The organism is Acidocella sp. (assembly GCF_050253495.1).
Classification (GTDB): Bacteria; Pseudomonadota; Alphaproteobacteria; order Acetobacterales; family Acetobacteraceae; genus Acidocella.
Genome location: NZ_JBFWIX010000004.1, coordinates 125811 through 137971 on the forward strand (window position 1 = coordinate 125811; position 12161 = coordinate 137971).

The 12161-nt window shown below is 66.3% G+C and carries 13 protein-coding genes; 4 read left to right on the forward strand and 9 right to left on the reverse strand.

What is annotated here, in order from left to right:
• Positions 1–46: 46 nt before the first annotated feature.
• Positions 47–706 (reverse strand): hypothetical protein, encoded by a 660-nt coding sequence (locus AB7D48_RS05200; RefSeq protein WP_427976266.1) that lies wholly within the window; start codon positions 704–706, stop codon positions 47–49.
• On the reverse strand, positions 703–1803 hold the full coding sequence (locus AB7D48_RS05205; RefSeq protein ID WP_427976267.1) for an AI-2E family transporter: 1101 nt from the start codon (positions 1801–1803) through the stop codon (positions 703–705). The genes AB7D48_RS05200 and AB7D48_RS05205 overlap by 4 nt, the downstream gene beginning before the upstream one ends.
• A gap of 112 nt (positions 1804–1915) precedes the next feature.
• On the opposite strand from AB7D48_RS05205, the gene purM reads away from it, so the two are divergent.
• The 3 genes from purM to AB7D48_RS05220 all read left to right on the forward strand — a co-directional run bounded on the left by purM (position 1916) and on the right by AB7D48_RS05220 (position 3788).
• Positions 1916–2947, forward strand: a complete 1032-nt coding sequence (gene purM / locus AB7D48_RS05210) for a phosphoribosylformylglycinamidine cyclo-ligase (RefSeq protein WP_427976268.1) — start codon at positions 1916–1918, stop codon at positions 2945–2947.
• Positions 2944–3543: a phosphoribosylglycinamide formyltransferase gene (purN, locus tag AB7D48_RS05215; RefSeq protein ID WP_427976269.1), complete on the forward strand. Its 600-nt coding sequence runs from the start codon at positions 2944–2946 to the stop codon at positions 3541–3543. Before purM ends, purN begins: the two co-directional genes overlap by 4 nt.
• A gap of 80 nt (positions 3544–3623) precedes the next feature.
• Positions 3624–3788, forward strand: coding sequence for a hypothetical protein (locus AB7D48_RS05220; RefSeq protein WP_427976270.1), 165 nt, complete (start codon positions 3624–3626; stop codon positions 3786–3788).
• Positions 3789–3857: 69 nt separating this feature from the next.
• Here AB7D48_RS05220 and AB7D48_RS05225 read toward each other — a convergent pair whose 3' ends face one another.
• The 7 genes from AB7D48_RS05225 to AB7D48_RS05255 all read right to left on the reverse strand — a co-directional run bounded on the left by AB7D48_RS05225 (position 3858) and on the right by AB7D48_RS05255 (position 10569).
• Complete coding sequence (locus AB7D48_RS05225) at positions 3858–4322, reverse strand: GNAT family N-acetyltransferase (protein ID WP_427976271.1); 465 nt, start codon at positions 4320–4322, stop codon at positions 3858–3860.
• A gap of 5 nt (positions 4323–4327) precedes the next feature.
• Positions 4328–5119: a S49 family peptidase gene (locus tag AB7D48_RS05230; protein WP_427976272.1), complete on the reverse strand. Its 792-nt coding sequence runs from the start codon at positions 5117–5119 to the stop codon at positions 4328–4330.
• Between the two features lie 16 nt (positions 5120–5135).
• Entirely contained in the window at positions 5136–6380 is a 1245-nt protein-coding gene (locus AB7D48_RS05235; protein WP_427976273.1) for a class I SAM-dependent methyltransferase, read from the reverse strand.
• A gap of 125 nt (positions 6381–6505) precedes the next feature.
• Positions 6506–7066 carry a 50S ribosomal protein L9 gene (rplI, locus tag AB7D48_RS05240; RefSeq protein WP_427976274.1) on the reverse strand — a complete coding sequence of 187 codons (561 nt, stop codon included), beginning with the start codon at positions 7064–7066 and terminating at the stop codon, positions 6506–6508.
• A gap of 13 nt (positions 7067–7079) precedes the next feature.
• The gene (rpsR, locus tag AB7D48_RS05245; RefSeq protein ID WP_427976275.1) at positions 7080–7355 is read right to left on the reverse strand and encodes a 30S ribosomal protein S18; all 276 of its coding nucleotides are present in this window, start codon (positions 7353–7355) and stop codon (positions 7080–7082) included.
• Positions 7355–7828: a 30S ribosomal protein S6 gene (rpsF, locus tag AB7D48_RS05250; RefSeq protein ID WP_427976276.1), complete on the reverse strand. Its 474-nt coding sequence runs from the start codon at positions 7826–7828 to the stop codon at positions 7355–7357. The genes rpsR and rpsF overlap by 1 nt, the downstream gene beginning before the upstream one ends.
• 182 nt (positions 7829–8010) lie before the next feature.
• Positions 8011–10569, reverse strand: a complete 2559-nt coding sequence (locus tag AB7D48_RS05255) for a GNAT family N-acetyltransferase (RefSeq protein ID WP_427976277.1) — start codon at positions 10567–10569, stop codon at positions 8011–8013.
• Positions 10570–10674: 105 nt separating this feature from the next.
• Between AB7D48_RS05255 and AB7D48_RS05260 the strand changes: the two genes are divergently transcribed.
• Positions 10675–12159 (forward strand): replicative DNA helicase, encoded by a 1485-nt coding sequence (locus AB7D48_RS05260; protein WP_427976338.1) that lies wholly within the window; start codon positions 10675–10677, stop codon positions 12157–12159.
• Positions 12160–12161 lie beyond the last annotated feature (2 nt).

Genomic DNA, 12161 nt, shown 5'->3' on the forward strand with positions numbered 1-12161 from the left:
TTATAGCGGGCTCTTGGGCGTTGGCATGTTATCGTTAGATAAAATGTTACTCTTCCGCGTCCATATCCGCCAGAACTTCCATCGCCATGGCGCGGGTGATGCGCGCGCCCCGGTCCATCGCCAGCCGGTCCAGCCGCGCCACGGCCTCGCGGTAATGGCCCGGGGCGCGGGGGAGATGCAGCAGCAGCAGGTTGCGCGCGGGCAGCGGCAGGCTGAGCTGGCGGGCCGCCGCCAGGCGGGTGAGCAGGGCTTCCAGCAGCTCATCCTCCGGGGCGCGGATCTCGATGCTGGCGGAAGCGCGCAACCGGCTGGTCAGGTCCGCCAACTTATAGCCCATGCGGATCGGCGGCTGGCGCGAGGCGAGCAGTGCTGGCGCCCCGGCCTCGGCGGCGGCGTTGAGCAGATGCAGCAGCGCCGTGGGCTCGGGGACCAGATCGGCGTCGTCCACCGCCACGGGGCCTTCCGGGCGGACCAGCCCGCGCAGACCCGTGCCCTCGAGGATGCGCGCCCCATGCGCCCGCGCCCAGACATGCAGCAAATGTGTCTTGCCGCACCCGGCTTCGCCCCAGAGCACCAGCCGGCCATTGCTCCAGGCTTCCGGCCGGGCCAGCCATTCCCGCGCCGCCGCGTTGGACGGGGCGGGACAGAAATCGTCTTCGGTGTAGAGCTGGGTCAGCTCCAGAAAGGGAAGGGTGAGTTGCCTCATTCGGGCGGCGCGTCGAGATAAAGCGGGGATTGCATATAGCGGCGCAGCCAGAAGCGTGAGATCACGCCCAAGGTGGCGGTGACCGGAACGGCCAGCATGATGCCCAGAAACCCGAACGCCGCCCCGCCCGCGAACAGGGCGAAAATGACCCATACGGCGGAAAGCCCCACCCTGTCGCCCAGGAAACGCGGCTGGATGATGTAATCATTGAGCCCTTGGCCGATGGAAAAGACGATCAGCACCGCGATCACGCCATGCCAGCCCTGATCCTGGCTGAGCGAGAGCAGAATGGCCGCCACCCCGCCCAGTACCGTGCCGACATAGGGGATGAAGGACAGGATGCCGGCGGTGAGCCCCACGATCAGCCCGAGATCCAGCCCGATGATGGTGAGGCCGATGGCGTAGATGGCCGCCAGCGCCAGGCAGCAAATGGCCTGGCCGCGAATCCAGGCGGAAAGGATTTTGTTGACCTCCACCGCCTGGGCGCGGATCAGCCCCTCATAAGGCCGGGGCAGCCAATTATCCACATGGCGGATGATCGTCGGCCAGTCCCGCAGGAAATAGAAGGTCACGATCGGCGTCACCACCAGCAGGGTCAGGACGTTCACCACCGCGAAACCGCTGCCGATGATGTTTGACGCCGCCTTGCCGGCATAGGAGACCAGCGTGCCCGCCTGGTTGGAGGCCAGGTCCTGAAGCTTGATGCGCAGGCTATAGGGCAGGCGGTGCTGCACATCCTGCATCATCTTGGCGAAATCCGCCTGGATGGTCTGGATATAGGTGGGCAGATTGGTGATGAAGGCCGCCGCCTGTGCCGCGATCACCGGATAGAGCAGCAGGATGAACAGGATCACCGCCACCCCGAAGGCCAGCAGCACCAGCAGCGTGCCAAAGGTGCGGCGGATGCCCATCCGTTCCATCCGCACCACCATCGGGTCCAGGAAATAGGCCAGCCCCGCCGCGACCACGAAGGGCATCAGGATGGAGGAGAAAAGCCGGAAGCTGAGCCAGAGCAACAGCAGCACGGCGGCCAGCAGGGCCAGGCGTTGCCATTGCACACGCAGATACCGCCGCATATCGGCGTTGTTTTCGCCCATCAGCCCCTCTCGGAAGATTGCGCGGCCCGCCTGCCTGTGTTGAAAGGCGGCGGGATTTCGCGGGAAATTTGAAGCAGCGCCATGGCGCTGGCTTAGCGCATCGGAGGCTGACATGACTAGCGTGACATACCGGGATGCCGGGGTGGATATTGAGGCGGGTGACGCGCTGGTGGACGCCATCAAGCCGCTGGCCAAGGCCACGAACCGCGCCGGGGTCATGGGCGGGCTGGGCGGTTTTGGCGCCTTGTTCGATCTGAAGGCGGCGGGCTTTGCCGATCCGGTGCTGGTTTCCACCACCGATGGCGTGGGCACCAAGCTGAAAATCGCCATCGAAACCGGCATCCACGACTATGTCGGCATCGATCTGGTGGCGATGTGCGTGAACGATCTGGTGGTGCAGGGGGCCGCGCCGCTCTTCTTCCTGGATTATTTCGCCACCGGCGCGCTGGATGTCGAATCCGCCAAGCGGATCATCGCCGGCATCGCCGAAGGCTGCAAACAGGCCGATTGCGCGCTGGTGGGCGGCGAGACGGCGGAAATGCCCGGCATGTACGCGCATGGCGACTACGACCTCGCGGGCTTTTCCGTGGGGGCCGCCGAGCGCGGCGCCCTGTTGCCCGCCAATGTGCGGCCGGGCGATGCGATTCTGGCGCTGCCCTCCTCGGGGGTGCATTCCAACGGTTTCTCGCTGGTCCGGCGGATCTTCAAGGATGCCGGGCTGGACTGGGACTCGCGGATTCTCGGCGGCCGCGCCGCCGATCTCCTCACCACCCCCACCCGCATCTATGTGAAGCCGATGCTGGCCCTGCACAAAGCCGGGCTGCTCAAGGGGGCGGCGCACATCACCGGCGGCGGGTTGCCCGGCAATCTGCCCCGCGCCCTGCCGCCAGGCTGCGGCGCCAGGCTGAACGGTCCCTGGGCGATGCCGGAGATCTTCCCCTTCCTGGCCCGCACCGCGCATGTGGCGGCGGAGGAGATGCTGCGCGTGTTCAATTGTGGTGTTGGCATGACGTTGATCGTCACCGACGCGGACAAGGCCGCCGAGGTGCTGCGCGCGGCGGGCGAGCAGCCCTTCCCGCTGGGCCAGGTCACGGCGCAAGAGGGGCTCGTGGTCGAGGGTCAGGACAAGCTCTTCGCCCAATGAAAACGCGGGTCGCGATTCTCATTTCCGGCCGGGGCTCCAATATGGAGGCGCTGGTGCGGGCCGCCCAGGCGCCGGATTACCCGGCGGAGGTGGTGCTGGTGCTCTCCAACAAGCCGGATGCGGTGGGGCTGGAGATCGCGCGCGGGCTGGGGGTCGAGGCCATCGCCGTGCCGGCCAAGCCGTTCGGCAAGGACCGCGAGGCGCATGAGCGCGCCATCGACGCGGCGCTGCGCGCGCGGAATGTGCAAATCGTTTGTCTCGCCGGCTATTTGCGCCTGCTGACCCCTTGGCTGGTCGGGGGCTGGGCTGGGCGGATGCTCAACATCCATCCCAGCCTGCTGCCGAAATTTCCGGGGCTGGACACGCATGAGCGCGCCCTTCGGGCGGGCGAGGCCGAGCATGGCTGCACCGTGCATCTGGTGACGGAAGGCATGGATGAGGGCCCTGTTCTCGGCCAGGCCCGCGTGCCGGTGCTGCCCAACGACACGGAGGAGATGCTGGCCGCCCGTGTGCTGGAACAGGAGCATAAGCTCTATCCCGCCATGCTGGCCGTGCTCGCGCTCCGGCTGCAAGGCGGCGGCGCGGCCGTGGGCTGAGCCGGCGGGCCGGCAAAATCCACTTGCCCACCCGCCTGGGCTGGTTTTAGCGTCGGGCATAAGAGGACGGGGGAACCACCATGCAAACCCAGCCGGACCGTGCCGCGCCGCAGGCGGATTTCACGATCGATTTCGACGCTCCGGCCAGGAAAGGCTGGGGGGCGTTCACCAAATTCCTGTTCTGGAACGTGGCGGCGGCGATTTTCATCCTGCTGTCGATCGCCTGCCTGACCGTCTGGCGCTGAACCGGCATCCGCTCACGGCTCTGGCGCGCGTTTGCGCGGGGCGGCGAGCCGTTGGTCCGAAGCCGCCGCTTACTCCTCCGCGATCACTTGGCGCAGCAGGCGGCGCTTGGTGTCCTCGAACCCCATTTTCAAATAAAGATGATAGGCCCGTTCATTCGGGGCCTCCACCTCCAGCAGCAGGGCACGGATTCCAACCTCCCGCGCGGCTTCGATGGCGAGCTGCACCGCCTTGTGCCCCAGCCCCTGGCCGCGCAGGGGCGGCAGCAGATAAATATCGTCTATGAACCCGTCCGTGCCGCCATTTTCCACGCTGTAGCCCAGCGTCAGCAGGAAAAACCCGGCCGGCGCGCCGCCATATTCCAGCAGGAAGGCCGGCGCCAGCGGCTCGCCCCGGCAGACATGGGCGATGGTGGCCTCTCCCGCCTCGTCCAGCGGGGAGCCGTCCTCGATATGAAAATCCCGGCACATTTGCAGGAACAAGGGCGCGTCGGCGGGCAGGGCGCGGCGCGCCGTGAGCATTTTGGTTTCAGGCATGCGATTTATCTCAATATTGGAGTCGCGGCGCGTTCCTCGGCCACATCCAGGGCGGCTTCCACGGTATTGCGCAGGATCAGCCGCATCAGCCCGCGCGGCGGGCGGGGGCGCAGCCAGACCGGCTTCGCCTTTTCACCGCCCAACTCCCTCACCACCTGTTCGACATCGGCGAACCCGTCGATCAGCCCCAGCGTTTTGGCGCGTTCGCCCAGCATGAAGCCGCCATCGAATATCTGCGATTCATCCTGGGTCAGCTTCGCGCCGCGCCGCGCGCGCACCCAATCCTTGAACATCTCATGGACCTCATCCAGCAAATCCTGGGTGAAGGCCGTGTCCTCGGGCTGGCGGGGGGCGAACATGTCGTTCCGGCGTTTATGTGCGCCCGCGGTGAGGGTGCGCCGCTCGATACCGTGCCGGGCGATGAACTCGCTGAAGCCGAACCCTTCCGTCACCACCCCGATGGAGCCGACGATGGACAGGCGGCTGGCATAGATGCGATCCGCCGCGCAGGCCAGCCAGTAGCCGCCTGAAGCGCCGAGATCGCCGATCACGGCGGTGACTTCGATCTTTTCGGCTTCCGCCTTGCGGCGAATCCGCTGGCCGATCAGGTCCGATTGCGTGGCCGAACCGCCGGGGCTTTCAATGGCCAGAACCAGCTTGCGGCTCTTTTTGGCCAGGGCGAAGCCGCGCGCCAGGGCCGGGGCGCAGCCTTCCAGATTCAGCATGCCCGGCCGCGCGGCGATGATGCCGCGCAGCTGGACAACCGGGATTTTGGGCCGCGCGAAGGGGAGCTTCATGATCCCCTGTTAGCCGTCATTCCCCGGCGGAGGCAAATTGCGCGGTCCGGCGCTCGGCCTCGAAGATATAATCGCGCGTCAGCGGCAGCGCGTCCTGCTGGCGCACGAGCTGGATCTGAAAGTTCATATGGTCGGAAAGGCGGAAGGCCAGCTCCGAACCGGAGAGATAGAACTCGAACATCCGGCAGAAGCGCTCATCGTAGATGGAGGCGATGGTGTCCCGGTTGGCGTTGAAGCGCCGGCGCCAATGGGCCAGCGTCTTGGCGTAATGCAACCGCAGTACCTCGATGTCGGCGGTGCGCAGCCCGGTCTTCTCCACCGCGGCCAGAACTTCCGACATGGCCGGGGAATAGCCGCCGGGGAAGATATATTTCGTGATCCAGGGATTGGTCGCCCCCGGCCCGTCGAACCGCCCGATGGAGTGAATCAGCGCCACACCGTCCGGCTTCAGGCAGGATTTCACGGTTCTGAAAAAAGTTTCATAATTCGGCGCGCCGACATGCTCGAACATGCCCACCGAAACGATGCGGTCGAACTGCCGGTGCATGGCCCGGTAATCCATCAGCTCGAAATTCACCCGCTCCTCCAGCCCTTCCTCCTTGGCGCGCGCGCGCGCGGCGGCGAGCTGCTCCTCGGACAGGGTGATGCCGGTGACCTTGGCGCCGAACTCCTTGGCCAGGGTCAGTGCCATGCCGCCCCAGCCGCAGCCAATGTCCAGCACCTCCAGGCCGGGCCGGTCCAGCTTCAGCTTGGCCGCGATATGGCGCTTCTTGGCGAGCTGCGCGTCTTCCAGCGTGACATCGTCGGAGGTGAAATAGGCGCAGCTATATTGCCGGTCGCGGTCCAGAAACAGGGAATAAAGCCGCCCGTTCAGGTCGTAATGATGGGCGACATTGCTCTTGGAGCGGATGGCGTTGTTGGCCTGAAGAATCGGGCGAAGCCATTTGCGGCCGGTTTCCGCGATGGTGAGAATGGGGAGGTTAATGTCGTTCTGGTTATCCATCAGCACGCATAACACATCGTGGATGGTCCCGTTCACCGGGGTCAGGGTCTCGTCCATATAGGCTTCGCCGAGGGCGAGGCCGGGGTTGAGCGCCAGTCTTTTAACCGTCGCGTCATCCTTGATGTGGATGCCGCCCTTAAATCCTGGAGGTGTGCCATATTCGCTTTGCGACCCATCGGGCCACAACACCAGGAATGTTCCACGCCGCACTAGCTTGACCAGGCAGCGATCCAGAATCTTTCGATACAGCCAGATCACGTCAGTCTCCTTGTCTTAAGACCGAACATAACTGGTAATTAACCACTGGCAAAAGTAGTCATGCAAGAAAAAAGGCCCCCGCGAATTTCGCGGGAGCCTTGGGTCTTGACGGAGTCGGGTGCCGGTCAGGCCGCCGGCTCTTCCTCTTCCTGGCCGAAAAGCGGCCCGAGTTCGGGCTTTTCGTCCTCTTCCGGGGCGATGGTCTCGCCACGGGCCTGCTTCTCCGCTTCTTCCTGGGAGCGGGCGGCATTCACCTTGATCTCGATATGCACTTCCGGGTGCAGCTCGACGCGCACGGCGGAAATGCCCAGCGTCTTGATCGGGTGAACCAGCAGCACCTGGTTGCGGTCGATGGTCAGGCCACCGGCGGTCGCGGCCTCGGCGATGTCGCGGCTGGAGACGGAACCATAAAGCGCGCCGGCCTCGGAGGCCTGACGGATCAGGGTGACGGTCAGGCCGGCCACGCGCTCGGCCACGCGCTCGGCTTCCTCGCGGCGCTTCAGATTCTGCGCCTCAAGCTGGGAGCGCTCGCGTTCGAAGCGTTCCTTGTTCGCCTTGGTGGCGCGCACGGCCTTGGCCTGCGGCAGCAGGTAGTTGCGGGCATAGCCCGGCTTCACCTTCACCAGCTCGCCCATCTGGCCCAGCTTTTCGACGCGCTGGAGCAGGATCAGTTCAACGTTTGCCATTGTTCCGCTCCTCTCAGTTCAGCACATAGGGGAGCAGCGCCAGGAAGCGGGCGCGCTTGATGGCCTTGGCCAGCTCGCGCTGCTTCTTGCCGGACACGGCGGTGATGCGGGAGGGAACGATCTTGCCGCGCTCGGACAGGAAGCGCGACAGCAGCCGCACGTCCTTGTAGTCGATCGCCGGCGCGCCAGGGCCGGAAAACGGGCAGGATTTCTTCCGGCGGAAGAAAGGACGGCGGGCGCCGACAGCGGGGCGGCGCAGACCGGTGGTGGGTTCGTTGGTCTCGGACATCAGGCATCCTCCTCGGCGCTGTAGTCGTCACGGTCGGCGCGGAACTCATCGCGCGCGCGGAATTCCTCACGCTCATCGAAGCCGCGCTTGCGGCCCGAATCGAAGCGCCCGGCGGGCTTCGGACCACGGAAATTGCGGTCGCGCTCCTCGGACTTGCGGGAGAGGATCGCGGAGGGTTCCTCGTTGATGTCCTCGACGCGCACGGTCATGAAGCGCAGCACGTCCTCATGCAGGGTGAGCTGGCGCTCCATCTCCTGCACGGCGGCGGAGGGCGCATCCAGACCCAGCAGGATATAATGACCCTTGCGGTTCTTCTTGATGCGGTACGCGAGCGGGCGCAGGCCCCAATATTCGCGCTTCTTGACGGCGCCGCCGTCGGTTTCGATGGTGGCGGTGGCGGCGTCGGCGACGGCGTCGGCCTGAGCCTGGGTGATCTCGCTACGCGCGATCATCACGGTTTCATAAAGCGGCATATGTCCCCCCTATGGCTGGATCAGCTCCGGTCCTGGTCTGGACCACCCGGGATTGGGGCGAGCATAGCCGGGCACGATGCCACGCACCCGGCAGGGAAGGCGCGGCTTAAGCACGGTGGGCGGCGGATTTCAAGGGTTCCGTGGGGATTGGCGGTGAATTTCACGCAAGGGAGGGTTGCGGCTCATGGTTCCAGCACCGCCTCCATGATGTCCGGCTCGTCGGCCATGCGGGTCAGGGTGAAGCCCAGCCGCTTGATGAAGGCCAGCATCGGCGCGTTATCGGCCAGAATCTGGCCGGTGATCTCCTTGACCCCTTGCCGCCGGCCCCAATCGATCACGCCATGCATCAACGCCGTGCCGAGACCGAATTTCTTGAAGCCGGGATCCACCGCCACGGCGAACTCGGCGCTGGCGCCATCGGTGTCGTTGCGGACCAGCCGGGCCACGCCCGCTGTCTCGCCCGTGGCTTCATGCACGGCGATGATCGCCATCTCCCGCGTGTAATCCACATCCGCCAGGCGGACGATCTGTTCGCTGGGCAATTGCTTCATCGGCGAGAAGAAGCGGTAGCGCATATCCTCCTGGGTGAAGCGCGACAGCATGGCCGCGTGGGCGTCCGCGTCTTCCGGACGGATGGGGCGCAGCAGAAAATTCTGCCCGCGCGCGGCATAATGGCGGGTCAGCTCGTCCGGATAGGGCGGGATCACCAAGGGGGCGCGCGGGCTGTCTTCCGGGCGCAGCCAGACCCGCGCGCTGGCGGCCGAGACGCCGGTGGCCGAGGCAAAGAGCGGGTCTATGTCCAGGGCCAGGATTTCCGGCGTGTCGATGACGAGCTGGCTCACCCGTACCAGCGTGGCGGCGATGGCGTCCTCGTCCGCCGCCGCCTGGCCGCGATGCGCGGCCAGATACCGGGCGACGCTGGAGCGGTGGATGAGCGCATGGGCCAGGGGCAGGTTCAGCGGCGGCAGCCCGGCGGTGAGCCGGGAGACGTCTTCCGGGTCGCCGCCGCCTTCGCCCAGCCCGATCACCGGCCCCAGCATCGCATCGTCGCTCACCCGGATGCGCAGCATGGTGCCGTGTGGCGCCTGGGCCTGCACCACGAATCCCGCCTTGTCGGGGTCGGCGCCCAATTGCCGGGCCCGGGCCAGGATGTTCCGCGCGGCCCCCAGCACGGAGTCCGGATCCGGCAGGTTCAGCACCACCGAACCGGCGAGCCGATGGGTCGGCACGTCCGGGTGGGAGAGTTTCAGCACGGCCGGAAAGCCGAGCATGGCGGCGGCGGCGGCGGCCTCGGCGGGGGTGGAGACGTGGCGGCTCTCCAGGGTCGGGATATGGTAGGCGCCGATGATGGCCAGCGCCTCGTCCTGCACCAGCCTGTCCCGCCCCTCGGCGCGCGCGGCCTCGATCCGCCCGGCCACGCTGGCGCTGTTGGGTTCCACGCTCAGCACCGCGCTGCTGGGCAGCTCCCGCGCCTGGGCGCGGTTGCGGCGGTTTTCCAGCAGATGGCGAAAGCCGGTGATGGCGGCCTCCGGGCTGTCGAAACAGGCCAGCCTGGCTTGGCTCAGCGTATGGCGGTGGGCGAGGCCGGTCTCTTCGCCCATGGCGGCGATCAGCAGCGGGATCTTCACGGTCTTGGCGCAGGCGGTCAGTGCGGCGATGGCGGCGCCGTCATCGCCGCCGGAGGGGGCGTGGATGACCAGAATTCCGCCGATTTCCGGCGCGGAGGAGAGCAGGGCGGCGATGTCCGCCAGGGCGGTGGAGCTGCGCTTTCCCGCGAAAATCGGTCCGGTTTGCGGCGGGGGCTTGTCGGCGGTCAGGCTGAGCACCTGCGCGGTTTCTGCGGAGAGCGTGGCCAGTTGCAGCCCGGCGCGCAGCACCTCGTCCGCGGCCATGCGCCCCAGTGAGACGGAGTTGGTGACGATGGCCAGACGCTCATTGCGCGCGGGCTTGACGCGGGTGAGGGTCTCCGCGGCGGCCAGGAACTCGCTGACCGAGGCGGTGAGCAGCACGCCCGAGCGGGCGAGGGCCGCCTCCATGGCCGCATAGGCGCCGCCGGACGGATCGCGCAGGCGCAGCCCTGGCGCGATGGCCACCACCGGGCGCAAGCGCGCCGCCATGCGCGCGGCGGAGAAAAAGGCGCGCGGGTCGCGCAGCCGGTCGATCTCCACCATGATCGCCGCCGTGCCCGGGTCGCGCCCCAGATGGTCCAGCACCAGCCCGAAGCCGATGGTGGCGTCGTTGCCGCCAATGCCGATGAGATGGCTGAACCCGACCCCGTTGGGGGCCGCCCAGTCGATGACCGTGCGGGCGATGGAGGAGGACTGCCCCACCAGCGCCACGCGGCCCTTGCCCGGGCTCAGGGGAAAGGGGCTGGCATTGAGCCCGATGCCCGGCAGCACCATGCCGAAACTATGCGGCCCCAGCACGCGGATGCCCGCCGCCTGCGCGGCCTCGCGCAGGCCTGGCCCCTGCATGTAGGAGAGCACCATGGCCCCGCGCGCCCCGCGCGCCGCGTGGGCGGCCAGCGCGGCGGGAATGTCCGGCGCATCGTCCGCCACCAGGGCGAGGTCGGCATTCTCCACCGGGGCGTGTTCGGCCGTGCCGATGGCGCCGCCAAACCCGGCCGCGCGCAGATGGGTCAGCACCTTATGGCCGAGCGGCGTCAGGCTGCCGCTCAGGCAGATCGAGGCCGGGTGGAACATGCGCGCCGGATCGAATCGCCGCTTTGCCGCCGTGGTCATGATGCTGTCTCTCCTGATTTTCCCCGATATACACCGCTCCGCATGCCGGTATCCATGATCCATGCCCTGGCAGCGGGGGCGGAAATTGGGGTAAGAAGCGGCGGCATGGACTCCATAGACCCACCGGGCCAGGGTTTTTCCCAGCGGCTTCCCCCCAGCAACACCCAGGCCGAGCAGGCGCTTCTGGGCGCGCTGCTCGCCAATAACAAGGCCTATGAGCGGGTTTCCGACTTTCTGGAGGCCGAGCATTTCGCCGATCCCATCCATGGCCGCATCTATCAGGCCATCGCCCGGCGGTGCGAGCAGAACCAGGTGGCCGACCCCATCACGCTGCGCGCCGAGCTTGAGCATTCCGGCGTGCTGGAGGAGGTGGGCGGCACCGCCTATCTGGCGCAGCTTCTCTCCGCCATGGTCGGCATCATCAATGCCGGGGATTATGGCCGGCTGATCCACGATGCCTGGCTGCGCCGCCAGCTCATCGACATCGGCGAGGTGATGGTCAACGACGCCTATGGCGGGGAAGCCGGGGTGGATGGCGGCGCGCAGATCGAAAAATCCGAGCAGGCGCTGTTCAATCTCGCCACCAAGGGCGGCAGCGAGGGCAAGGGAATTTCCTTTCACGACGCGCTGATCGTCGCGATCGACATGGCCGAGAAGGCGTTTCGCAACCAGGGCTCGGTTTCCGGCCTGGATACGGGGCTGCGCGACCTCAATAAACGCACCGGCGGCCTGCATAAATCGGACCTCGTGATTCTCGCCGGGCGTCCGGGCATGGGCAAGACGGCCCTGGCCACCAAGGTCGCCTTCGGCGCGGCCAAGGCGATGCTGGCCAATGCGCGGGTGGAAAACCCCAACGCCATGGCCAAGGAATGCGTCGCCATCTTTTCCCTGGAAATGAGCGCGGACCAGCTCGCCACCCGTCTTCTGGCCGAGGAGGCGCGCGTTTCAGGAGACAAGATCCGCCGCGGTGAGATCTCCACCAGGGATTTCGACACCTTCGTGCGGGTGAGCCGTGAGATCGCGGATATTCCGCTGGTGATCGACGATACGCCCGCCATCACCCTCTCCGCCCTGCGCACGCGCTGCCGCCGCTTGCAGCGTACCCAGGGGCTGGGGCTGATCATCGTGGATTATCTCCAGCTCATGCGTCCGGCCCTGGGCACCAGGCCGGAAAGCCGCGTGCTGGAGATCAGCCAGATCACCCAGGGGTTGAAGGCCATCGCCAAGGAGCTGGCGGTGCCGGTCATCGCGCTGTCCCAGCTTTCCCGTTCCGTCGAATCCCGCGACGACAAGCGCCCGCAGCTTTCCGATCTTCGTGAATCGGGTTCGATCGAGCAGGATGCCGACATGGTGATGTTCGTCTATCGCGACGAATATTACCTGGCCCAGCGCGAACCAAAGATCACCAGCTTCGAGCGGGATGACAAATATCAGGAGGCCATGGAAAAATGGAAAGCGGACATGCAATCCGTTTATCAGAAGGCGGAGCTGATCATCGCCAAGCAACGCCATGGCCCGACGGGCAAGATCGATCTGTTTTTCGAGGGCGAGTTCACCCGCTTCGCCGATTTGGACACCATGCATGAGTGATG

Coding starts and splice junctions, on each gene's coding strand:
- AB7D48_RS05225 (WP_427976271.1), bottom strand. CDS start 4,322: ATGCCTGAAACCAAAATGCTCACGGCGCGCCGCGCCCTGCCCGCCGAC.
- AB7D48_RS05230 (WP_427976272.1), bottom strand. CDS start 5,119: ATGAAGCTCCCCTTCGCGCGGCCCAAAATCCCGGTTGTCCAGCTGCGC.
- AB7D48_RS05220 (WP_427976270.1), top strand. CDS start 3,624: ATGCAAACCCAGCCGGACCGTGCCGCGCCGCAGGCGGATTTCACGATC.
- AB7D48_RS05255 (WP_427976277.1), bottom strand. CDS start 10,569: ATGACCACGGCGGCAAAGCGGCGATTCGATCCGGCGCGCATGTTCCAC.
- purN (WP_427976269.1), top strand. CDS start 2,944: ATGAAAACGCGGGTCGCGATTCTCATTTCCGGCCGGGGCTCCAATATG.
- AB7D48_RS05205 (WP_427976267.1), bottom strand. CDS start 1,803: ATGGGCGAAAACAACGCCGATATGCGGCGGTATCTGCGTGTGCAATGG.
- rpsR (WP_427976275.1), bottom strand. CDS start 7,355: ATGTCCGAGACCAACGAACCCACCACCGGTCTGCGCCGCCCCGCTGTC.
- AB7D48_RS05200 (WP_427976266.1), bottom strand. CDS start 706: ATGAGGCAACTCACCCTTCCCTTTCTGGAGCTGACCCAGCTCTACACC.
- rpsF (WP_427976276.1), bottom strand. CDS start 7,828: ATGCCGCTTTATGAAACCGTGATGATCGCGCGTAGCGAGATCACCCAG.
- AB7D48_RS05260 (WP_427976338.1), top strand. CDS start 10,675: ATGGACTCCATAGACCCACCGGGCCAGGGTTTTTCCCAGCGGCTTCCC.
- purM (WP_427976268.1), top strand. CDS start 1,916: ATGACTAGCGTGACATACCGGGATGCCGGGGTGGATATTGAGGCGGGT.
- rplI (WP_427976274.1), bottom strand. CDS start 7,066: ATGGCAAACGTTGAACTGATCCTGCTCCAGCGCGTCGAAAAGCTGGGC.